The organism is Arthrobacter sp. FW305-BF8 (assembly GCF_021789315.1).
GTDB lineage: Bacteria > Actinomycetota > Actinomycetes > Actinomycetales > Micrococcaceae > Arthrobacter.
Genome location: NZ_CP084561.1, coordinates 3257271 through 3278533, shown reverse-complemented (window position 1 = coordinate 3278533; position 21263 = coordinate 3257271). Strand labels below are relative to the sequence as shown.

Below are 21263 nucleotides of genomic sequence, written 5' to 3'. Positions count from 1 at the left end.
TTCTGGAACAACGGCCACAGCAGGGTTGCGGGTTCCCGCCGGTGGAAACGCTGGAGGAACCCGGGGCGTCTAGACTTTTCGGAATGGGAGTTCGGACAGGTCGCGGTGATGCCCGCCGTATACACGTGGTGATGGCAGCCGTCGCGGCCGCTGCCCTTCTCGGCGGTTGCAGCGTTGGCGTACCGGATCCGGCTGCCACGAGTAACCGGCCTGTCAGCAGCGGACCGGGCACGCCGACCATTACCCCCGGACACGACGCCGGTGCCGTGGCCGCCCGCGACATGCCGTTCGCGGCAGGGGCCACGCTGGCCCATGGGGTTCCCGTCGGGCTGTCGGAGGACCTGGCCAAAGCGCCGCAATGGAAACAGGTGGTCAGTAACGCGGGTGGTGCCAGCAGCTATCAAAAATCCGACGGCTGCCAGGTGGCGGCCGAGGTGCGGCAGAACCAGTGGCCCCTGGTGGCGGCTGATGACAGGGCATCGACGGCGGCGCTGTTTGCCTATCTGGACCCCACTGTCCTGCCCGCCTATTTGACGTCGGCATCGCTGCGGTGGGGCGGTGAGCGGGGCAAACCGGGGCCGGCCGTTGATGTACTGGTTCTGGAACGTGTTGCCAAGCCGGCAGGTCAGAAAGCCGGCCGGGCCACCGCGGTGCTGGCCCGGGTTTTCGGTACGGCCGGCTCGTCCGTGTATGTGTCGGCGGCGTGCCCGACGGCGGCGTCGCTCGCCGCCGCCCGGGCAGACATTGCTCAGTGGCTGACTGTGGTTCCGCCGGCCTGATGAGCCGTTGCGGCGGTGGCCAGCCGGTTGAGGGCCAGCGCACCCACGAACAGGCCGAAGTCGCGCAGGGCGACGTCGTAGTAGGCCCCGAGGACGAGCAGGTTCACGATGATCCCCAGGAGCCAGGCAGCCACCACGAGCGAGCCGATGCGCGGCCGCACGGCTACCAGGATTCCGGCGATGATCTCCACGACGCCGACGGCGTACATCACCGTCTGCGCCGGCAGGTGCAAGGTATCCGGAACCATCGGTGCCAGGTAGCCGGTCCAGCCGGTCAGGAGGTTGGTGAACTTGTCCAGGCCGAACAGGATGGGCGCGACGGTAAACACCGTGCGCAGTAGCAGGAACGCCTGGCGGGCCGGATCCGCCGCAAGCGTGTGCTGGCCTGCGGACTCCCTGAGGGCTGTGGTTTTCATGGCGAGCTCCTTTCTAAAAGTTGATAACTTGATTTTAGAACCCTCATCCCTTGTTTAGCAACAAATCTTGATTTTAGAGTTACGCTGGACCTATGAGCAGTACAGCCGAGAACCGCGAATCCAGGACCGCTCTTTCGTGGACCGGCCGCCTGGCAGCCCTGGCCTCGCTGGGTGACACGAGCAGGCGGCGCCTTTTTGAGTACGTCGCCGGGGAGCCCTCGGCGGTGGGGCGGGACGACGCTGCTGCTGCGCTGGGCATGCCCAGGTCTACGGCGTCCTTCCACCTGGACAGGCTGGTCCGCGACGGGTTGCTCGCCGTCGAGTTCCGCAAGCTCGGCGAAAAGGCGGGCCCAGGGTCGGGCCGTCCGGCGAAGCTGTACCGTCCGGCGCTGGAAGAAGTGGGTGCGTCGGTACCGGACCGGAGCTACGACCTGGCCGGCGAGCTGATGGCCACCGCGATTGAATCCTCCATGACCGGCGGGGGAGGGGTCCGCGAGGCATTGACCGACGCCTCCTATTCCCGGGGCCGCGCCCTGGGTGGGAACGGAGCATCCCTCGATGAAGTGCTCGGCAGCATTGGCTACATGCCGGAGCAGGACAGCGAGGGCGGAACCATCCTGATGAACTGTCCTTTCCACCGGCTCGCTGACGGACACACTGACGTGGTGTGTGCCATGAACGGCGCGCTTTTGAGTGGTGCCGCTGCTGCCTGCGGGGTGCCCGAGGAGAAAGTGGTGGAGGACAGGACGATCGGGCGCTGCTGCGCACGGATCAGGCCCTAAGGGCGGCTGAAACGCGGCGTCGGAATTTAGCGGCGTCTAGAATTTAAGCGTGCCTGTTTACCTGGACCATGCCGCCACCACGCCCATCGCCCCCGAAGCCCTGGCCGCACTGACGCGTGAGCTGTCCCGGACCGGGAACCCCTCGTCCCTCCACGGCTCCGGACGCCGGGCGAGACGCTCCGTGGAGGACGCACGGGAAACCCTTGCCGCCGCGGCAGGCGCCCATCCCTCGGAGGTCATCTTCACCTCGGGCGGCACGGAAGCGGACAACCTGGCCGTCAAGGGCCTGTACTGGTCCCGGCTCGCGGAAGACCCGCGCCGGCGCCGGATCCTGTGTTCCGCCGTCGAGCACCACGCCGTGCTGGACACCGTCGAGTGGCTGGAGCGCCACGAAGGTGCGGAAGTGTCCTGGCTTCCTGTCAGCCAGGACGGCGTGCTGGACCTCGAAGCGCTGCAGGCAGAACTTGAGCGTGACCCCGCGTCCATCGCCCTGGTGACGGTCATGTGGGCCAACAACGAAGTGGGCAGCGTCCAGCCCGTCCAGCGGGTGGTGGAGCTTGCGCACGCCGCCGGCGTCCCGGTGCATTCGGACGCGGTGCAGGCGTTTGGCTCCGTCCCCGTGGATTACCGGGCCTCCGGGCTGGATGCCATGTCCATCTCAGGCCACAAGATTGGTGGGCCGGTTGGCGTCGGTGCGCTCATCCTGGGGAGGTCGGTGAAACTCACACCGGTGCAGCACGGCGGCGGCCAGGAGCGCGATGTCCGCTCGGGAACACTGGACACCGCGTCCATAGCGGCCTTCGCCGCCGCAGCCGACTCCGCGGCGAGGAACCTCGACGCCGAGGCAGGGAGGATTTCCCGGCTGCGCGACCGTCTGATCGCGGGAGTCCGTGACGCAGTTCCGGCGGCCGTGCTGCGCGGGCCAGAGGGGGAGGGGCGCCTGCCCGGCAACGCCCACTTCACCTTTCCCGGATGCGAGGGCGACTCCCTGCTGTTCCTCCTGGACCTCGCCGGCGTCGAATCATCCACCGGCTCCGCGTGCACGGCAGGTGTTCCCCGTCCCTCGCATGTCCTTCTTGCCATGGGCCTGGACGAGGAGGCGGCGCGCGGTGCACAGCGCTTCACCCTGGGGCATCCTTCGACGGAAGCGGACGTCGACGCACTCCTCGCGGCCCTGCCCGGTGCCTACGCCCGGGCGCGGCAGGCCGGAATGGCCGGACACGAGTCCTCCATTCAGACGGCTGCCACCGTTGCCCGTCAGGGTTCCGGCATCAACTGATTTCCGGTGTCAGCTGGCTTCCGGCGGCAGTCTGTCGAGCGGAACAGTCTCATCGGCCAGCCGCTCGGCAGGCACCTCGATCCGGCCGCTGATGAGCGTCTTGATGGTCTTCTGGGCAGTTGGCTTGACGGACCTCGGCCAATTAACGCTCATGCCGGCCACGACCCGTCCGTCCTGCTGCCAGAACGCCACGAATTCCTTGCTGTCCAGCGAGCCGCGGATGACCGGAGCCGCCTTCGCTGCGAGCGACGGGAAACCCGAGTACTCCATGCTGACGTCGAACTGGTCGGTATAGAAGTAGGGGACCGTGTCCAGCGCTACGTCCTGGCCAAGCATGCCTTTCGCCGCGACCTTGCCGCCGTTGAGCGCGTTGGACCAGTGTTCGCTGCGGTGGTGCTCGCCGGTGAATGGGTGCAGTGCATTGGCGGCGTCGCCGGCGGCAAAAATATCCGGGGCGCTGGTGCGCAGCGAAGCGTCCGTGAGAATACCGTTGCGGACCTCCAGCCCGGCCTCGGCGGCCAGTGCCGTTTCCGGAACCACTCCAACGGCGATGACCACGATGTCCGCGGGCAGGAGTTCGCCGGTGTCGGTCAGCACGCCCGTCACCCGTCCGTTGTTTCCGGTGATTTCCCTGGCCGAGGCGGGTAGCCGGAAGCGGACTCCGTTGTCCTCGTGCAGGGTACGGAAAAAGCTGCCCAGCTCCGGGCCGATCGCCGCTGCAAGCGGGATGTCCTCAAGCCCGAGTAGTGTGACCTGGTTGCCGGAAGTGCTTGCCGCCGCGGCCAGTTCCATCCCGATCCAGCCGGAACCGATGAGCACAATGCTCCGACCTCCTGGCGACAGCTGTTCCCGCAGGCGGCGGCTGTCATCGAGCGTGCGGAAGGTGGTGACGCCGTCCAGTTCCGCACCGTTCAGGGGCAGCGTCCGGGGCGTGGCTCCGGGTGCCAGCAGCAGTGACCCATACTCCTGGACCGTCCCATCGGCGAAGCGGACGGTGTGGGCCGCCGGATCGACCGATGCCACAGGGTTGCCCAGCCTGAGGCTGACGTTGTTGTCCGCGTACCAGCCCTTCGGCGCGACCTCGACGGCGTCCTCCCCGGCTTTGCCGAGCAGGTATTCCTTGGACAGCGGCGGCCGGAGATAGGGCGGGTGCGGCTCGGCTCCTGCGATGGTGATGTTCCCGGCGTACCCTTCGGCGCGCAGGGTGCGGGCCGCCGTCGCTCCGGCCAGTCCTGCGCCGGCGATGATGATGCTTTCAGGATTCATGGCTACTCGATTCGCCCGGCAGGCCAGTGGCCCACGTTCTAAAAATGGTACTCGTGACTTTAGAAGGGCGGGCCGGAACCGTCAAGGAAATTTAGGCCCTGATTCCGGCAGCAAGTAGAATAGTCCGGCAACCCGTGCGTCATGGGTCCAAATCCAACAGAAAGCCATAATGCGAGTTCTAGCAGCCATGAGCGGCGGAGTTGACTCCGCCGTTGCCGCCGCCCGCGCCGTCGAGGCGGGGCACGACGTCGTTGGCGTTCACCTCGCCCTGTCCAGGATGCCGGGCACCCTGCGCACCGGCAGCAGGGGCTGCTGCACCATTGAGGATTCCCGCGATGCCTGGCGGGCCTGCGACGTCCTGGGGATTCCCTACTACGTGTGGGACTTCTCGGAGCGGTTCAAGGAGGATGTGGTCCAGGACTTCATCGACGAGTACGCCGCCGGCCGCACCCCCAACCCCTGCATGCGCTGCAACGAGCGCATCAAGTTTGCCGCCCTGCTCGAAAAGGCGATCGCTCTCGGGTTCGAGGCCGTGTGCACGGGCCACTACGCCAAGGTCATCGAGGACGCCGACGGAAACCGCGAGCTGCACCGTGCCGCCGACTGGGCGAAGGACCAGAGCTACGTGCTGGGCGTGCTCACCCATGAGCAGCTGAAGCACTCCATGTTCCCGCTCGCGGACACCCCGTCGAAGGCTGAGGTGCGCGCGGAGGCCGAGCGGCGCGGACTGTCAGTGGCCAACAAGCCGGACAGCCACGACATCTGCTTCATCCCGGACGGTGACACCGCAGGGTGGCTCGCGGAAAAGATCGAAATGACCACTGGCGACATCGTTGACGAGACCGGCGCCAAGGTGGGCGAACACCCCGGAGCGAACGCGTTCACCGTCGGGCAGCGGCGGGGGCTGAAGCTTGGCCGGCCCGCCGCGGACGGCAAGCCGCGGTTCGTGCTGGAGATCCGGCCGAAGGAAAACAAGGTGGTGGTGGGGCCCGAGGCCCTGCTGGCCATCGACGAGATCCGCGGCATCAAGGTCTCCTGGGCCGGCCTGCCCATCGGCGAGGTTGACTCCGGAGCCGACTTTGACTGCCATGCGCAGGTGCGTGCACACGGCGACCCCGTTCCTGCCGTTGCGCGCATTGAGCGGGTTGCCGACGACGCCGGGATTGCGCGGGACAGCCTCGTGGTGACCCTGACCGATCCGCTGCGCGGTGTTTCGCCGGGCCAGACCGTGGTGCTCTACCAGGGCAGCAGGGTCCTCGGCCAGGCGACCATCGACGCTGCGCGGTCCCTGCAGCGGGCACAACTTTGACCGTGCTCCGCTCTCCGGAGTGACAGCGGCCGGCGGATTTCCGCCGGCCGTTTTTTGTGCCCTTTCCCGGTTTCCGACCGTTCGGTCAGCGGACCGCCAGCCGTTCTGGTAAATTTTGTGTCTCAACTCACACGATGCAATGTTTCACCGGGCAACCTTCTGGTTGAATCAGAGGCATCAGCGGGCTGCCCGCGCACGAGTCAGTTCGGGCACCCCGCGCGTACTCATCGAACAGAAAGTTCACAGATGGCAATGAATCAGAGGGCCTTGAAGAGCGCTATCGCGCTGGCAGGCGTTTCCGCTTTCGCACTCACAGCCTGCACCGGCCCGTCCGGAGGCGGGGGAACGTCCACCGGCGACGCCGGCGGAGGGACCATCACCTACGGCACCACGGACAAAGTTGTCACCCTGGACCCCGCTGGCTCCTACGACGCAGGCTCGTTCATGGTGATGAACCAGGTCTATCCGTTCCTCATGAACTCCAAGCCGGGCAGCGCTGACTCTGTCCCCGACATCGCGGAATCGGCATCCTTCACCACGCCCACCGAGTACACGGTCAAGCTTAAGCCGGGGCTCAAGTTCGCCAACGGCCACGCCCTGACCTCCTCCGACGTGAAGTTCTCGATCGACCGCGTGGTCAGGATTGCCGACCCCAACGGCCCGGCGGCGCTGCTGTCGAACCTGAAGTCCGTGCAGGCCAAGGACGACTCAACCGTGGTCTTCACCCTCAAGGCCGGCAACGACCAGGTCTTCCCCGGCGTTCTGGCCGCCAACTCTGGACCGATTGTCGACGAAGAGGTCTTCCCGGCGGACAAGGTGCTGAGCGACGACGAGATCGTCAAGGGCAAGCCGTTCGCGGGGCCGTACACCATCGAGAGCTACAAGAAGAATGAGCTTGTCAGCCTCAAGGCCAACCCGGACTATCAGGGGCTCCTGGGCAAGCCCGCCAACGACGGCGCCAACATCAAGTACTACGCAGATTCCAACAACCTGAAGTTGGACGTCCAGCAGGGCAACATCGACGTCGCCGGCCGCAGCCTGACGGCCACCGACGCCGCAGACCTTGAGAAGGACTCGAAGGTCAAGGTGCACAAGGGCCCCGGCGGCGAACTCCGCTACATCGTCTTCAACTTCGACACCATGCCGTTCGGTGCAAAGACGGCCGACGCCGATGCCAAGAAGGCGCTCGCCGTGCGCCAGGCGATGGCGAACGTTGTGGACCGCGAGGCTATCGCCACCCAGGTTTACAAGGGCACCTACCTGCCCGCTTACTCCGTTGTTCCCGACGGCTTCAACGGCGCCATCCAGCCGCTCAAGGAAATGTACGGCGACGGCAACGGCAAGCCCAGCCTGGACAAGGCAAAGAAGGCCTTCGCCGACGCCGGCATCACCGGCACCGTCAACATCAAGCTGCAGTACAACCCCGACCACTACGGCAAGTCCTCGGGCGACGAGTACGCCATGATCAAGGAACAGCTCGAAAAGTCGGGCCTGTTCAAGGTGGACCTCCAGTCCACCGAATGGGTCACCTACTCGAAGGCCCGTACCGCCGACGCCTACCCGGTCTACCAGCTCGGCTGGTTCCCGGACTACTCCGACGCCGACAACTACCTCACGCCGTTCTTCATCCCCGGCAACTTCCTGAAGAACCACTACGAGAACTCGGCCGTGACCGACCTGGTGACCAAGCAGCTCACCACGGTGGACAAGGCCGAACGCGAGAAGGTGCTGGGTGATGCCCAGACCGCCGTCGCCAAGGACCTCTCCACCTTGCCGCTGCTGCAGGGCGCGCAGCTCATGGTGGCGGGGGCCGAGGTCAAGGGCGTGGACCAGACCCTCGACGCGTCGTTCAAGACCCGCCTCGGAGTGATCTCGAAGTAGGGCTTCACCCATCAGGTCCTGACCAGCCAAGGAGGCGGGACGCCTTCCCGGCGTCCCGCCTTCCTGCTGGCCAGTGAACAGCCGATTCCAGGTCCGGCGACGGATCCGGAAACACAGAATCAGGCAGTAATGACAACTCTCATCGAGGCGCCGCCAAGCGACGCCGACGGCCTTTTGCCGACAAAGAAAAAGAAGTCCGGCGGGGGACTGGGCCAATACCTCCTGATCAGGTTCCTCCTGATCTTTCCGACGATCTTCATCCTGGTCACTATGGTGTTCTTCCTCATGAGGATCACCGGCGATCCCATCACGGCCGCGCTGGGCGGCCGGCTGCCCCCGGAGCAGCTGCAGGAACGGATCCACGCGGCCGGATATGACCGCCCGCTTCCCGTGCAGTACTTCGAATACCTGGGGCAGCTTGTCACGGGCAACTTCGGAACCACGCTGTCCGACAACCGCCAGGTCACGGAGATGCTGACCACCTACGGCTCGGCGACCCTTGAACTGACCATCAATGCGCTGATCGTTGCACTGCTGGTGGGCATTCCGTTCGGGATGATCGCTGCGCACCGGCGTGACCACCTGCCCGACGCCGTGCTGCGCGTCTTTGCCATCCTCTGCTACGCCACTCCCGTCTTCTTTGCGGGGCTCCTGCTGAAGCTGACCTTCTCCGTCTGGCTTGGCTGGCTCCCCGTGGCGGGCCGGGCGAAGACCTCCACCGAACTAGCCCTCACGGGACTCCAGGCACCGACGGGGATCTATTGGCTCGACGCGCTCCGAAGCGGCAACATGGCCGCTTTGGGTGACGTGATGGCGCATGCCGTCCTGCCCGCCCTTGCCCTGGGCCTGCTGACGGCCGGCATCTTCCTCCGGCTGGTGCGCACCAACGTCATCGGCACCCTGGGCCGGGACTACATCGAGGCGGGACGCTCGCGCGGTGTCAGCGAATTCCGCCTGGTCACCAAGCACGCCTACAAGCCTGCCCTGATCCCCATCATTACCGTGATGGGCCTGCAGATCGCCGTGATGCTGGGCGGCGCCGTCCTCACCGAGACCACCTTCGAGTGGAAGGGGCTGGGCTTCCAGCTGGCCAACTACCTGACCGCCCGCGACTTCGTGGCGGTCCAGGGCATCGTGGTGCTCCTGGCCGTGATCGTCGCCGTCACCAACTTCATCGTGGACATTGTGGCCGCGCTGATCGATCCCCGTGTGAGGTACTGACATGAGCACTCCCACTCCAGTGGACGCCACCATGCACCACAAGGCACCGCTTCTCCAACGGCTGCCTGTGATCTCCCACTTTAAAAAAAGCGTCGGACTCCAGCGGGGCATGCTCGTCGTCGGCCTCGTCCTGACCGGCACGTTCCTCCTGACCGCCATTTTCGCCCCGCTCCTCGCCCCCTACGGTTTTGCGCAACTTTCCGACGCCGACGGCAGCTTTCCCACGCAGCAGCCTCCCGGCGGAAAGCATCTGCTGGGCACCACTGTGGGCGGCTATGATGTCCTGTCCCGGGTCATCTGGGGCTCCCAGACCGCCATCCTCGTGATCGTGGTGGCCGTGGTGCTGTCCATCTTCGCCGGCGTCATCCTCGGCCTGGTGAGCGGATACCTCGGCGGCTGGCTCGACCGGGTCCTCGTGGTGGTGGCAGACGCCATCTACGCATTTCCGTCACTGCTGGTGGCCATCGTCATGGCCATTGTCATCAGCGGCGGCGAGTCCAGTCTCTTCGGCGGCGTGCTCGCCGCGGCGATCTCCATCACGGTGGTGTTCATTCCGCAGTACTTCCGGGTCATCAGGGCGGAGACCATCAGGCTCAAGGCGGAACCATTCGTCGAATCGGCAAAAGTGGTGGGCGCCTCCAGCATCCGCATCATGGGCCGGCACATCTACCGAAATGCCACCCGCACGCTTCCGCTGATTTTCACCCTGAATGCTTCCGAGGCGATCCTGACGCTCGCAGGCCTGGGCTTCCTGGGATTCGGCATCGAACCCTCGTCCGCCGCCGAATGGGGCTTCGACCTCAACAAGGCGCTGGCGGACACCACCTCGGGCATCTGGTGGACCGGTGTGTTCCCGGGCCTCGCCATCGTCTGGACGGTGCTTGGCCTCACGCTGGTGGGGGAGAGCATCAACGACCTCAACGATCCCCGCCTCCGCGGGCGCAAGCGCGCCGGAAACAAGGGCGGACCGGACTCGACCGCGGCGGCCCAGGCAGCCATTTCTGCAGATGTGAGAAGCTCATGACCATCAATATCGGATCTGTTTCTGACCGGCACGCCGCCGGCGCCGAACCGGTGCTGAACATCGACCATCTCAAGGTCACGTTCGCCACTGACGCCGGGGACGTCCACGCCGTCAAGGACGTGAGCCTCGAAGTGAAGGCGGGGGAAGTGCTCGCCATCGTCGGCGAGTCCGGCTCCGGCAAGACCGTGACTGCCAAGACCATCCTGGGCCTGCTGCCGGAAACCGCCATCAGCTCCGGCGCGGTGGTGATCAACGGCAGCAACGTCATCAGCGTCTCCCCGGGCAGGCTCCGCCAGATCCGGGGCCGTGACGTGGCCATGGTCTTTCAGGAGCCGTCCACGGCACTGAATCCCGTGTTCACCGTCGGCTGGCAGATCGCCGAAGGGATCCTTGCCCACGCGGGCCGGGACGGCGGCGAACGGGTCACCGCGAAAGAGGCGAAGGCCCGGGCCATCGAAGCGCTGCGCAAGGTGGGCATCCCGGACCCCGAAACTCGCGTCAACTACTACCCCCACCAGTTCTCCGGTGGCCAGAAGCAGCGCGTGGTCATCGCCGCTGCGCTCGCCCTGAACCCGGGGCTGATCGTTGCCGACGAACCCACCACCGCCCTGGACGTCACCGTGCAGGCGGAGATCCTGGAGCTCCTGCGGGACCTGCGGGACAAATACGGGACGTCCATTGTGCTGATCACGCACAACATGGGCGTTGTAGCCGACCTCGCGGACCGCGTCGTGGTGATGTACCGGGGCGACGTCGTCGAGGAAGCCAGCGCGAAATCACTCTTCGCAGAGCCGCGGCAGGAGTACACCCGGAAGCTACTGGCCGCCGTCCCGCACCTTGGCCGGCACTCGGCCTCCGCAGGAATGACGGAGCGGGCGCACCAGGGCGGACAGGTGCTGGTGGAGGCCAAAGGCCTCACCATCGAGTACCCGGGCAGGCTGGGCAGCCCCGCCTTCAAGGCCGTCGACGGCGTCAGCTTCACGGTATCCGAAGGCGAAGTGTTCGGACTCGTTGGCGAATCCGGTTCCGGGAAGACCACCATCGGCCGGGCCATCGCAGGCCTTAACCGGACCACTGGCGGAAGCCTGAACGTCCTGGGCTACGAGATGCTGAACTTCAAGGAACGGACCTTCAAGCCGCTCCGCAAGGAAATCGGGTTCGTCTTCCAGGACCCGGCAGCGTCCTTCAACCCGCAGCTGACCATCGGCGACTGCGTCGCCGAACCGCTGGTCATCCACACCAACCCTTCACCGGCGCAGGCGCGCAAGCGCGTGGGAGAGCTGCTGGAGTCAGTCCAGCTGCCGGCGTCGTACGCCGACCGATTCCCGCATGAGCTCTCCGGCGGGCAGCGCCAGCGCGCATCGCTGGCGCGTGCGCTGATCCTGAACCCGAAACTGCTCATCGCTGATGAGCCGACGTCCGCACTGGACGTTTCGGTGCAGGCGAAAGTCCTGGAGCTCTTCCGTGAGATCCAGCAGGAGTTCGGGTTCGCGGCGCTGTTCATCAGCCACGACCTCGCGGTGGTGGACATGCTGTCGCACTGGGTTGGGGTGCTGTACAAGGGCAAGCTCGTCGAGCAGGGAATCGGCCACCACGTCATGGGCTCTCCGCAGCATGAATACACGAAGAGGCTGATCGCGTCGCTGCCTGTCCCGGATCCCGCCGAGCAGGCCAAGCGCCGGGAGGACCACCGCGCCCTGCTGGGCATCTAGAACGCGGAGTATCCAGGCACCGGAAATTGCGCGGCAGGCCCGTATCCCACCTTCGGCAAGGGTGGATACGGGCCTGCTGTTCTAGTCAGAGACAACCTTGATGTTGAACGGGCTGCCTCCCTGCTTCAGGAAAATCCGCAGCCACAGCGGCAGCCACATCTCCATGCCCCGCGCCGCATCGAGCGGGCCAAGGTCCCTGATGTGTTCAGCCCGCCAGCCGAATTCCCGCAGGATCCCGGCCACCACTTCCTTGGCTCGCTCGTCGTCCCCGGCCATGAACACGTCGTGATCCCCGCCGGCCAGCCGGTCCGGCGCCACCATGACATCGGCGCGCATGGTGTTCAGGGCCTTCACCACGCGGGCCGTGGGAAACGCCCGCTGGATGGTCTCCGCCAGGCTGTCGGTGTTCGAGATGGAGAGCGACGGCGGGAACCCGGCCGAATGGTCCAGGGGGTTGGCCACATCGATCAGCACCTTGCCGGCGAGATTCTTCGTGCTGGCCGCAGCCAGCACCTCCAGCGAAACGGCGCCGGGCGTCGCGTTGATGATCACCTCGGCCTGCGCCGCGGCGTCCAAGAACGTCGCGGCTTTGGCCCGCGGCCCCGCCCCCGCAGCCCACCCCACGGCGGCCTCGTTGGTGGCGGTCCGTGATCCGAGCACGACGTCGTGCCCGCACTCCACGAGTTTTCCCGCCAGGGTCCTGCCCACCACGCCGGTACCAAGAACTGCGATCCTCATGTGCATCCTCCCTGATCGGAATGTTCAAGCACCTACATTCTGCGCCAGCATCCTTAACACGGGCAGGGAGTCCTGCGGTGCCCATAGACTGGAACCATGACCGAGCTGAACCATGATCTGCCTAACACCGACTCCTACAATCCTGCCGCCAGCTCCCTGGCCGGGCATGTGGATCCTGCGGTGATGGCGGAGCTGCTATCGATCCGGTCAAGCATCGACAACATTGATGCAACCCTCGTCTACCTTCTCGCGGAGCGGTTCAAGGCGACCCAGAAGGTCGGTTTCCTCAAGGCTGCCCACCGTCTTCCGGCGGGGGATCCCGGCCGTGAAACCGCCCAGATCGCCCGGCTCCGACGCCTTGCCGAGGATGCCCAGCTGGACCCGGCGTTCGCGGAAAAGTTCCTGAACTTCATCATCGGCGAGGTGATCCGGCACCACGAGGCGATCGCCGAGGACCACAACGCCGCCGGCGGAACGGCCAACGGGTCGGCCAGCCCCTCCGCACCGCTTACCGCCTAAGCCGTGCCGGATACAGACTTCCAGCTGCCCGCCCAGGTAACGGCCACCGCCCTGGGACCCTGGCCGGGCCAGGACCCGGTGGAGGCCACCCGCATCATCCGCGGTGAGCTCGGCAGCCCGCACCTTCCTTTTCTTGCTGAACTGCCTGACCGCGGCGTCGGTGCCGACGCCATAGGCCGCACTGCCTCGCTCCTGGTGGACCTGGCAGTGGACGTCCAGCCGCACGGCTGGCGGATCGTTGACCGGCCCGGGCGTGACCTGGTGCGGGCAAGGTCCGCCCTCTCCACGGACATCAATGTGCTGGCCGACATCGCTGGCGAAGAGGAGAGCGCTGCAGACGAAATCAAGGTCCAGCTCCGGGGCCCCCTGAGCCTGGCCGCCGGCCTGCACCTCCACAACGGCGAGCGTGCCCTGATCGACTATGGCGCCCGCCGCGACATCGCTGCTTCCCTCGCCGCCGGGGTCGGCGCGCACCTGACAAAAGTGTCCGCCGCCGTTCCCGGGGCCAGGCTCGTGGTGCAGCTCGACGAACCGGACATTGCCTCGGTCCTCGCCGGCACCATCCCGACCTCCAGCGGCTACCGGACCCTGCGCTCCGTCGCCGGACACGAGGTCACGGAGCTCTGGCGCGTGGTGGTTGACGCCCTCCGCGAGGCCGGCGCCTCCGAGATCGCCGTCGCGGTGCCGGAGATTGAGGCGCCGTTCGAAAGGATCGTGGCTGCGGGCGCGGACGCCATTGCGGTTCCGTTGCGGGCCCTGACCACCCGGCAATGGGAACAGCTCGCTGAGGCAGTCGAAGCCGGCAAACGGCTCTGGGCCGGTGCCCTGCAGGCTGACGGGCCGGGCGGCGTTCCGAAGGCGTCGGACGTTGTTGAATCTGTCCGGCGTCCATGGCAGCAGCTCGGCCTGCCGCTGGCGTCGCTCGGCACCGTACGGGTCACGCCGTCGGGCGGCCTTGAAAGGCAGTCACCAGCCGCCGCGACGGAAGTCCTTACCCGCCTGACCCAGGTTGCCGACGGCCTGAACCAGCTGGCGCTCGGCTGATCAGCGCCAGGGTGAGCAGGCTGGTGCTTCCTTAGCTTCGCCGCTCCCAGTGGTCGGGCCTGGCGTACGCCGGAAGAAAACCCGCTGAAGAACTTCCGGACGGATGGGGTTCCAGGCGGTAGTCGAAGTGGCCGGCATAAACCAGGACGAGGCCGAGCTGCGGCTGGATCACCTTCACCTGGATCCTGTGCCGCCCGGTTTCCCCCGCGTCCGGGTCCCACCATTGCTCCGCGTACGCTTTTGCGTCAAGGGCGGCGGGCAGCGGCAACCTGAGCGGGCCGAGGAACAGCCGCGATACTTCGGAGACTCCGCGCAACCTACCCTCCGCTGTCACGTCGAGATTCAGGTCCGTCACCAGCCGACGGTACCTGCCCACGTAGTCCACCAGGCGTGCCTGGCCACCGGCGTCGCCCGTTTCCGCGCTGGTGGTGTCCTGAAAGACCCTGGTCCGGCCCGGGAAGAATATCTCGCGCCGGGCTGTCAGGCTGGAGCGGCCGAAAGGGTCGAGATGCGCATGGTTTTCGATCCGGAACGGCACGCCCTCGCCGTACTCCGGAAAGAAGGCCTGTTCACCGGCGGTCAGCTGAAGCATCGGCCGCAGCCACCGCTGCCTGCAGCCCACCACGTCGAAAACGCCCTCGCCGACGCCATAACTGCCCGAACCCGGGGCAAGCGAAAAGTACTCCTGCAGTTCCGGCTGCAGCCGGAAGAAGGCGGCGCCCAGCGCCTGGCGGTAGATCGGGGCATTCACGGCGGCTCCTGGCATTTGGTCTTGGCCTGATGATTCTGCGTTCCGGCTGGCACTCACAGCCGCCCTGCCGCCTTGAGCCGGATATAGGTATCGGCCAGCGCCGGCGGCAGCTGGTGCGGTTCGGCGTCCACCACTTCGACGCCGAGTTGGCGGAGTTGGGCACTCACGGCTTCCCGCTCGAGCAGGGCCCGTTCCGCGGCCGCCGCGCGGAACACCTGGGCCGCTGTTGTCCTGTCCTGGAGCATCTCGCCAAGCAGCGGGTCCCGGACCGACGCCACCACCACGACGTGCCGCTGGGCGAGGCGCGCAGCGATCGGAATGAGCCCTTCCTCCGGCGCGCCGCTATCCAGCGCGGTCAGGAGCACCACGAGCGAACGGTGCGCCGACACCGCACGTACTTGCGCGGGCACCTGTGCCCAGTCCAGCTCGATGAGTTCTGCCTGCAACGGCGCCGCCGCCTGCACCAGCTGGCCCAGCAGGTTGCCGCCCGCCGTGGTACCTGCCCGGGCGCGCATCCTCCGGTCGAACGCGAAGAAGTCGACGCGGTCACCGCCGCGTTCGGCAAGGACACCAAGCAGCAGTGCGGCCTCGATCCCGGTATCCAGCCGGGGTTCGTCGTTCACGCGCGCAGCGGCGGTTCGCGACGTGTCCAGCATGATCACCACGCGGCGGTCGCGCTCCGGCCGCCAGGTGCGGACGACGACGGCGGACCGTCTCGCCGTCGCGCGCCAGTCGATGGAGCGGACGTCATCGCCCCGGACATAGTCGCGCAGGGAATCGAATTCGGTTCCTGCGCCGCGGATCTGCACTGCGGCCTTACCGTCGAGTTCCCGCAGCCGGTGCAGTTTTGACGGCAGGTGCCGCCGGGAATTGAAAGGTGGCAGCACCCGAAGGGATCCGGGAGCGTGTACCGTTTTCTGGCGGGCGGCCAGCCGGAGCGGGCCGAAGGAGCGGACGGTGATGTGGGGCGCCTTAAGGTCACCGCGCCGGACCGGCCTGAGCCTGACGCCGAGGCGGCGCCGTTCACCGGCCGGAACTTCTGTGGCCTGGACCGGATTTTCAGCCCCGGCGGAGGGCTGCCAGGCGTCGCGCACGACGGCCCTGAGCCTGCGCGTGCCACGGTTATGCACCGTCAGCAGGGAGTCTGCCGTACCCCCAAGGGTGACGTTGGCAGGCGCTGACCTTTCCACCGAGACCTGCTGCAGCGCCGCAGCCAGCACCAGGTCCAGCAGCATAAGGGCGCCAATAACCAGGAGCACGGCCAGCACGGTCAGCCAGCCGGGAAAGAGGAGCACCGGTGCCAGCCCGGCCGCCGCCAGGAGTACCAACCGTCCGGAAATGGCCACGGGATCAGCGGGGGACCGGCACGGAGGCCAGGATACTGCCCAGCACGTCGTCCACCTGGACACCATCCATCAGGGCTTCGGGCCGGAGCGCCACGCGGTGCCGCAGGCACGGCTGGGCCAGGGCCTTGACGTCATCCGGGGTGACAAAGTTCCGGCCTGACAGCCAGGCCCAGGCCCGCGAGGTGTTCAGCAGCGCCGTGGCGCCGCGCGGCGAGACGCCAAGCTGGAAGGACGGGGCCGCCCGGGTGGCCCGGACCACGTCAACGATGTAGCCCAGCACCTCCGGCGCCACTTCGACGCCGGATACTGCCCGCCGTGCCCGTTCCAGTTCCTCGGCGCCCGCCACCGGCCGGATGCCCGCCGCGGCGAGGTCACGCGGATCGAAGCCGGCGGCGTGCCTGCGGACGACCTCGATTTCGGCGGCACGGTCAGGCAGGGGCATGGTCAGCTTGAGGAGGAACCGGTCCAGCTGGGCCTCGGGCAGGGGGTAGGTGCCCTCGTACTCGACGGGGTTTTGCGTGGCCGCAACGATGAAGGGCACCGGCAGCCGGCGCGACACGCCATCCACGGACACCTGGCGTTCCTCCATGGCTTCCAACAGGGAGGCCTGGGTCTTGGGCGGCGTCCTGTTGATTTCGTCGGCCAGGAGCATGTTGGTGAAGACCGGGCCTTCACGGAAACTGAAGTCCGAATTGGCGGCGTCGTACACCAGGGACCCCGTGACATCGCCGGGCATGAGGTCCGGTGTGAACTGCACGCGCTTGGTGTCCAGGCTCAGGGCAGCGGACAGGGCCCGGACCAGGAGTGTCTTCGCCACGCCCGGCACGCCTTCGAGCAGCACATGTCCGCGCGACAGCAGGGCGATCAGCATGCCGGTGACCGTGGAATCCTGGCCCACCACTGCCTTGGCCACCTCATGCCGGACGTCAAGCAGCGCCTGCCGGACCGGATCCCAGACCTGATCCGGGGTGTGCGGAGCGGCCATGGTGCCCACCGGCGCTTCGCCGTAGGTCCCGTTGCCGTTGGCTCCGTTGCCGTGGGTCCCGTGCGGGTGGCCGCTTGGCTGCTGGCTCATCTGGCCTGTACCTCTTTCTCTAGTCGGACAAGGTCCTGGGCCCAGCGGACAAGCTGGGCCTCGGTCGCGGGACGGTGTTGCAGGAGCTGCTGTATGTCCGCGGCGTTCCGGTCCAGGTGCCGGGCCGCGGCGGCCGCCACGTCAGAGCCGGCCACGTCAGAAAACCCTGCGGTGCCCACCCGGAGTGCCGAGGCAAGCCGGACGATGGTGCCGGCACGGAGGGTATCCGCCGCCCGTGCAACGTCGTGGGCCTCGTGGTACAGGCGGGCCCTGCCTTCGGCGGTTTCCGCGGACTTCACTACCACCGGCAGGGGCTCGAAGACCAGCGGGCCCAGACGGCGCCCGCGCCACAGCACGGCAAACAGGGCCACCACAATGAGCCACGGGGTCACAAACGCCGACCACGCCGGTGCAAGCTCGGCCAGGGTCTTCGGTGCGGGGCTGCCCCCGAGGTCCCCGGGACCGGGCAGATACCAGACGAGGTCTCCCTGGCTGCCCAGGGTCCGCAGGGTGAGGGCGGCGTTGCCGTTGACGGCCAGAAACTGGTTGCTGATCACGGCTGTGCTGCCGATGACCACGAGCTTGCCGTCCTCTGCCGAGGCGTAAAGTCCCCGCCCGCTCCCGCCGGCGCCGTAGCAGACGGTGCCGCCGGTGTAGAGGAAGCCTCCGTCCGCGCTGATGTCGCCGGCGGCTCGGGCATCGGCAACGGTGCATCCCGGCTGGAGGGTCCGCTCCGAGCCGGGGACCACCCCGGCCTGCCGGATGGTGCTGCCCAGGCCGGTCAGTGTGGCCAGGCGCGGCGAGACCACCACCAGCCGGTCCGTCTCTGCAAGCAGCCGGCGGAGCCGATCGGGAGCAAGGAAGCCGCGCTGGTCGTAGACCAGGACCGTGGAGCCGGACCCGCTGTTGCGGCCTGCACGCGCCGCTGCCAGAGTTTCCTCGAACGACGCCGTCTGTTTAACGCTGACGCCTTGCGCACCGAGGATTTGGGCTGCTGCCCTGGCACCCTGCGGGCCGGGGTTGCGGATGGATAGCTCCTGGTTGTCACCCTGTTGCGTCGACTGGAAGGCGAGGACCACCGCAAGGGCAACAGCCATGGCCAAGCCGAAGAGCACTCCAGCGCGGTGCCTGCGGATCCAGCCTGTCTTCTCGCGCCGGGCTGCGACCATGAGGGGATGCGTCACCTCGGCACCGCCAGTCCGCCGGATGGGGCCCCTGCGTAGGAAGGGACGAGCCTTTCCAGGGCCGAGTCCAGCTCAGCCACCGCGGCATGGTCGGCTGCCTGGGCGCTCCCGCCGCCGTAGCGGACGGCATCGAACGTGCGGGCAGCGGCCTCGAGCTGGTCACTGGCGGTGGGGAACGCCCGGCTGAGCTGTCCGGCAGCCTCGTCCGCTGTCCGGCCAGGCTGGGGGTCGAGGACGGCGCGGTCTTCCGCCGAACTCACCAGCGCGCGGAACTGTTCGACGACGGCGGCCGCCCAGTCGCCGCGTGCGGCTGCGGCTTTTGCGCGCTCCCTGTAGTCGGCTGCGGTGGCGGGTGCTTCGGCGTCGAAGATCTCTTGCGGAGTGCGGCGGCGGGCGTTCAGCCTTGGCCGCGCCAGGATGATGGCCAGAGCTATCAGAATGGCGATGCCAAGGCCGATGAAGGGTGCCACCGGAGGTCCTTCGGCAGGGGACTGGCCATCGGTCAAGGACTGCAGCCAGTCGAGGAACTGCTGCCACAGGGTTTCCAGCCAGCCTGGCGCCGCCTCCCTGTACTCGCGTTTGGAGAGCTCTTCCGCCGCCCAGCGGCGCGCTTCTTCCCGGCCAGGCTGCACCGGTGGTTCCAGGGTCCGGTTCAGAAGTGCCGTGGCGTGCTGCAGGACCGGAACCAAGCCGACGGGGCTCATCCCGGCATCGTCGGCGGTCCCGGGGGCGGCGGCCAGCCCGCTGAATTCCCGTATGGGCCTGCTTGAGGGGGGCCGGGTTGGTAGGGGCGTGGCCGATGGGGTCCGGGTTGGTAAGGCCAGGACTGGTGAGGGCCCGCGCCGTTCCGGCCCGGGCTGTAGACGGGTACGCCCCGGCCCGGGATGCCGCCGTCGTCATGGCCCGTTTCCAGCAGCCGGAACAGCGCGATGTCCAGTCCGTCGTTGCGCATCCGCAAGTCCATGTAAAGCAAAGCCATGACCGACGTCTGGAAGGCGAACGCGACGGCGCCGACGGCGGCGGACACGATCACCGTGGCGACACCGACCACCACCTGCAGGGCAGCCGCCTGGCTGGCCGGGTCCTGGGGGCCGGCCACGGTGGTGAGGAGTCCGGTGAGCAGGGTGAGCGGGATGAGGACGATCTGGCCGATGATGCCGACGAGGAGTGACACCACGAGGACGATGCCGAAGACCCGCCACCAGCTTTTCCGGGTGACGGCCCAGGAACGCCGGATGCCATCGAGCGCTCCCACGTCCTCGACGACGATGACCGCAGGTGCGACGGTCAGCTTGACGGACACCCAGATTATGGTGGCGATAAAAGCCAGGAACAGCGGAAGAACGATGACCAGCGACCCTGTACCCAGCGAATTGGCCAGCAGCACGGTCGCCAGGACGATGAGGGCCCCGCCCAGCAGCACGGCTGCCACCCCGATCCCGGCCAGGCGAACCAGGGCCCACGCCCGGCCGCGCGCCAGCAGCCACATCTGCCGGAAGCCGGTTTGCCGGTTGAGGATGGACCTGGCCACGGGGACCACCATGGCCCCCTGCATCACCACGGAGATAAACACGGACACCAGGCCGAAAACCACAAAGCCGCCCACCACACCCGCGACGATGCTGGTCATCTCCGAAGAACTGAGGTTTGCCAGCCAGGCTTCAGCGGAAGCATCGGAGGCCGGGGTGACCAGCGGGACGACGCCGGCGATCACGGCGCCCAGCGCCTGTGCCACCAGGCCTGCGCCGAGCATCGCTTTGGGATTGCGCCGGATCGTCTGGAAGGCACCGTCCATGATTTCGCCGAACATCAGTGGCCGCAGCGGCACCACGCCGGGCTTCGGCGGGGCCGCGTACATGGGATAGGGAACGGCGGGGTTCGGCCCGAATGGCTGGTGGGCACTGGGCTGGTACGGTCCGGGCTGGTAGGGCCCGGGCTGCTGGCTGCCCCACTGCGGGGGTGCGCCCCATGGCTGTTCAGGCGGCCGGTGTTCAGGTAGCCGGTGCCCGGACGGCGGGTGCTGCGGATCCTGCTCTGACAACCTGTTCCTCCCCAAGGTGCGCACAGACCAACGGCCCGGCACCTCCAGACTATAGTTCCGCCGTCGGGCATCCTAGCTTCCCGCCGGTTCGGGCTGCGGCGGACCGCTGGCCGCCGCGTCCGGCGCCCCGGGACGCGCCCCGCCGAAAACTCCATCAATAGGACAAAGCAACAGCAATAAGGGAATATATAACTATGAAGGCACGCATTCTGGTGGTTGATGATGACGAGGCGCTCGCAGAAATGATCGGCATTGTCCTGCGCAACGACGGCTTTGAGCCCGTCTTCTGCGCGGACGGCGGACAGGCTCTGGACGTCTTTCGCTCATCAAAGCCGGATCTCGTGCTCCTCGACCTGATGCTGCCGGGAACGGACGGCATCGAGGTATGCCGGCAGATCCGCTCCGAGTCGGACGTGCCGATCGTCATGCTGACGGCCAAATCTGACACCTCCGATGTGGTCAGGGGGCTGGAGTCGGGCGCCGACGATTACGTGCCCAAGCCCTTCAAACCGGCGGAACTCGTTGCCCGGGTGCGGGCGCGCCTGCGCCCCGGTGACCAGAAGGCACCTGAAACGCTGCGCATCGCGGACATCACCATCGACGTCGCCGGCCACCTGGTGAGCCGTGGCGACGAGCGGATTTCACTGACCCCGCTCGAATTCGATCTCCTGGTTGCCCTGGCACGCAAGCCCTGGCAGGTATTCACCCGTGAACTGCTTCTTGAGCAGGTCTGGGGCTACCGGCACGCGGCTGACACCCGGCTGGTCAATGTCCATGTCCAGCGACTGCGGTCCAAGATTGAACGTGATCCGGAAGCTCCGGAAGTTGTAATGACGGTTCGTGGTGTCGGCTACAAAGCAGGGTCCTGAACCCCAGGGCCAGAATCCCCCTACTGA

At 67.1% G+C, this 21263-nt stretch carries 20 protein-coding genes; 11 read left to right on the top strand and 9 right to left on the bottom strand.

What is annotated here, in order from left to right:
- Nucleotides 1-131: 131 nt before the first annotated feature.
- On the top strand, nt 132-779 hold the full coding sequence (locus tag LFT45_RS14715) for a hypothetical protein (RefSeq protein ID WP_336885576.1): 648 nt from the start codon (nt 132-134) through the stop codon (nt 777-779).
- On the opposite strand, the gene LFT45_RS14710 is transcribed toward LFT45_RS14715, so the two are convergent.
- On the bottom strand, nt 749-1195 hold the full coding sequence (locus LFT45_RS14710; protein WP_236804163.1) for a hypothetical protein: 447 nt from the start codon (nt 1193-1195) through the stop codon (nt 749-751). The genes LFT45_RS14715 and LFT45_RS14710 overlap by 31 nt on opposite strands.
- A 92-nt stretch (nt 1196-1287) precedes the next feature.
- On the opposite strand from LFT45_RS14710, the gene LFT45_RS14705 reads away from it, so the two are divergent.
- Together LFT45_RS14705 and LFT45_RS14700 are read left to right on the top strand one after the other, a co-directional pair.
- Nucleotides 1288-1977 carry a helix-turn-helix transcriptional regulator gene (locus LFT45_RS14705; protein WP_236804161.1) on the top strand — a complete coding sequence of 230 codons (690 nt, stop codon included), beginning with the start codon at nt 1288-1290 and terminating at the stop codon, nt 1975-1977.
- Nucleotides 1978-2026: 49 nt separating this feature from the next.
- Nucleotides 2027-3256, top strand: coding sequence for a cysteine desulfurase family protein (locus LFT45_RS14700; protein ID WP_236804159.1), 1230 nt, complete (start codon nt 2027-2029; stop codon nt 3254-3256).
- Nucleotides 3257-3265: 9 nt separating this feature from the next.
- Here LFT45_RS14700 and LFT45_RS14695 read toward each other — a convergent pair whose 3' ends face one another.
- On the bottom strand, nt 3266-4522 hold the full coding sequence (locus LFT45_RS14695) for an NAD(P)/FAD-dependent oxidoreductase (protein WP_236804157.1): 1257 nt from the start codon (nt 4520-4522) through the stop codon (nt 3266-3268).
- A 187-nt stretch (nt 4523-4709) separates the two neighbouring features.
- Here LFT45_RS14695 and mnmA point away from each other — a divergent pair, with 187 nt between their 5' ends.
- The 5 genes from mnmA (at nt 4710) to LFT45_RS14670 (ending at nt 11669) form a co-directional block, all read left to right on the top strand.
- The gene (gene mnmA, locus LFT45_RS14690; protein WP_236809364.1) at nt 4710-5831 is read left to right on the top strand and encodes a tRNA 2-thiouridine(34) synthase MnmA; all 1122 of its coding nucleotides are present in this window, start codon (nt 4710-4712) and stop codon (nt 5829-5831) included.
- A 246-nt stretch (nt 5832-6077) separates the two neighbouring features.
- A complete protein-coding gene (locus LFT45_RS14685) occupies nt 6078-7712 on the top strand; it encodes an ABC transporter substrate-binding protein (RefSeq protein WP_236804155.1) in 1635 nt (544 codons plus the stop codon).
- 129 nt (nt 7713-7841) lie between these two features.
- Nucleotides 7842-8933 (top strand): ABC transporter permease, encoded by a 1092-nt coding sequence (locus LFT45_RS14680; RefSeq protein WP_236804153.1) that lies wholly within the window; start codon nt 7842-7844, stop codon nt 8931-8933.
- A gap of 1 nt (nt 8934) precedes the next feature.
- Nucleotides 8935-9957 (top strand): ABC transporter permease, encoded by a 1023-nt coding sequence (locus LFT45_RS14675; protein ID WP_236804151.1) that lies wholly within the window; start codon nt 8935-8937, stop codon nt 9955-9957.
- A complete protein-coding gene (locus LFT45_RS14670) occupies nt 9954-11669 on the top strand; it encodes an ABC transporter ATP-binding protein (protein ID WP_236804149.1) in 1716 nt (571 codons plus the stop codon). Before LFT45_RS14675 ends, LFT45_RS14670 begins: the two co-directional genes overlap by 4 nt.
- An 81-nt stretch (nt 11670-11750) precedes the next feature.
- Here the strand turns inward: LFT45_RS14670 and LFT45_RS14665 are convergent, their stop codons facing one another.
- On the bottom strand, nt 11751-12407 hold the full coding sequence (locus tag LFT45_RS14665; protein ID WP_236804147.1) for an NADPH-dependent F420 reductase: 657 nt from the start codon (nt 12405-12407) through the stop codon (nt 11751-11753).
- A 96-nt stretch (nt 12408-12503) separates the two neighbouring features.
- On the opposite strand from LFT45_RS14665, the gene LFT45_RS14660 reads away from it, so the two are divergent.
- Both LFT45_RS14660 and LFT45_RS14655 read left to right on the top strand, forming a co-directional pair.
- A complete protein-coding gene (locus LFT45_RS14660; protein WP_236804145.1) occupies nt 12504-12926 on the top strand; it encodes a chorismate mutase in 423 nt (140 codons plus the stop codon).
- 3 nt (nt 12927-12929) lie between these two features.
- A complete protein-coding gene (locus LFT45_RS14655; RefSeq protein WP_236804143.1) occupies nt 12930-13970 on the top strand; it encodes a hypothetical protein in 1041 nt (346 codons plus the stop codon).
- Between the two features lie 31 nt (nt 13971-14001).
- Here LFT45_RS14655 and LFT45_RS14650 read toward each other — a convergent pair whose 3' ends face one another.
- The 6 genes from LFT45_RS14650 to LFT45_RS14625 form a co-directional block, all read right to left on the bottom strand.
- Complete coding sequence (locus LFT45_RS14650; RefSeq protein ID WP_236804141.1) at nt 14002-14721, bottom strand: DUF4166 domain-containing protein; 720 nt, start codon at nt 14719-14721, stop codon at nt 14002-14004.
- Nucleotides 14722-14774: 53 nt separating this feature from the next.
- Nucleotides 14775-16067 (bottom strand): DUF58 domain-containing protein, encoded by a 1293-nt coding sequence (locus tag LFT45_RS14645; RefSeq protein ID WP_236804140.1) that lies wholly within the window; start codon nt 16065-16067, stop codon nt 14775-14777.
- Between the two features lie 4 nt (nt 16068-16071).
- Nucleotides 16072-17052: an AAA family ATPase gene (locus LFT45_RS14640; protein ID WP_236809362.1), complete on the bottom strand. Its 981-nt coding sequence runs from the start codon at nt 17050-17052 to the stop codon at nt 16072-16074.
- 86 nt (nt 17053-17138) lie between these two features.
- A complete protein-coding gene (locus LFT45_RS14635) occupies nt 17139-18326 on the bottom strand; it encodes a DUF4350 domain-containing protein (RefSeq protein ID WP_236804138.1) in 1188 nt (395 codons plus the stop codon).
- On the bottom strand, nt 18323-19030 hold the full coding sequence (locus tag LFT45_RS14630; protein ID WP_236804136.1) for a DUF4129 domain-containing protein: 708 nt from the start codon (nt 19028-19030) through the stop codon (nt 18323-18325). The genes LFT45_RS14635 and LFT45_RS14630 overlap by 4 nt, the downstream gene beginning before the upstream one ends.
- Nucleotides 19027-20367, bottom strand: coding sequence for a DUF7847 domain-containing protein (locus LFT45_RS14625; RefSeq protein ID WP_236804134.1), 1341 nt, complete (start codon nt 20365-20367; stop codon nt 19027-19029). Before LFT45_RS14625 ends, LFT45_RS14630 begins: the two co-directional genes overlap by 4 nt.
- A gap of 194 nt (nt 20368-20561) precedes the next feature.
- On the opposite strand from LFT45_RS14625, the gene mtrA reads away from it, so the two are divergent.
- Nucleotides 20562-21236, top strand: a complete 675-nt coding sequence (mtrA, locus tag LFT45_RS14620; protein WP_003804986.1) for an MtrAB system response regulator MtrA — start codon at nt 20562-20564, stop codon at nt 21234-21236.
- Nucleotides 21237-21263: the final 27 nt, after the last annotated feature.

What these genes read in the sequence shown, in the direction of transcription:
- mnmA (WP_236809364.1), top strand. Translation starts at nt 4,710, where the DNA reads ATGAGCGGCGGAGTTGACTCCGCCGTTGCCGCCGCCCGCGCCGTCGAG.
- LFT45_RS14630 (WP_236804136.1), bottom strand. Translation starts at nt 19,030, where the DNA reads ATGAGCCCCGTCGGCTTGGTTCCGGTCCTGCAGCACGCCACGGCACTT.
- LFT45_RS14640 (WP_236809362.1), bottom strand. Translation starts at nt 17,052, where the DNA reads ATGGCCGCTCCGCACACCCCGGATCAGGTCTGGGATCCGGTCCGGCAG.
- LFT45_RS14705 (WP_236804161.1), top strand. Translation starts at nt 1,288, where the DNA reads ATGAGCAGTACAGCCGAGAACCGCGAATCCAGGACCGCTCTTTCGTGG.
- LFT45_RS14665 (WP_236804147.1), bottom strand. Translation starts at nt 12,407, where the DNA reads ATGAGGATCGCAGTTCTTGGTACCGGCGTGGTGGGCAGGACCCTGGCG.
- LFT45_RS14715 (WP_336885576.1), top strand. Translation starts at nt 132, where the DNA reads ATGGCAGCCGTCGCGGCCGCTGCCCTTCTCGGCGGTTGCAGCGTTGGC.
- mtrA (WP_003804986.1), top strand. Translation starts at nt 20,562, where the DNA reads ATGAAGGCACGCATTCTGGTGGTTGATGATGACGAGGCGCTCGCAGAA.
- LFT45_RS14660 (WP_236804145.1), top strand. Translation starts at nt 12,504, where the DNA reads ATGACCGAGCTGAACCATGATCTGCCTAACACCGACTCCTACAATCCT.
- LFT45_RS14685 (WP_236804155.1), top strand. Translation starts at nt 6,078, where the DNA reads ATGGCAATGAATCAGAGGGCCTTGAAGAGCGCTATCGCGCTGGCAGGC.
- LFT45_RS14680 (WP_236804153.1), top strand. Translation starts at nt 7,842, where the DNA reads ATGACAACTCTCATCGAGGCGCCGCCAAGCGACGCCGACGGCCTTTTG.
- LFT45_RS14710 (WP_236804163.1), bottom strand. Translation starts at nt 1,195, where the DNA reads ATGAAAACCACAGCCCTCAGGGAGTCCGCAGGCCAGCACACGCTTGCG.
- LFT45_RS14695 (WP_236804157.1), bottom strand. Translation starts at nt 4,522, where the DNA reads ATGAATCCTGAAAGCATCATCATCGCCGGCGCAGGACTGGCCGGAGCG.
- LFT45_RS14675 (WP_236804151.1), top strand. Translation starts at nt 8,935, where the DNA reads ATGAGCACTCCCACTCCAGTGGACGCCACCATGCACCACAAGGCACCG.
- LFT45_RS14670 (WP_236804149.1), top strand. Translation starts at nt 9,954, where the DNA reads ATGACCATCAATATCGGATCTGTTTCTGACCGGCACGCCGCCGGCGCC.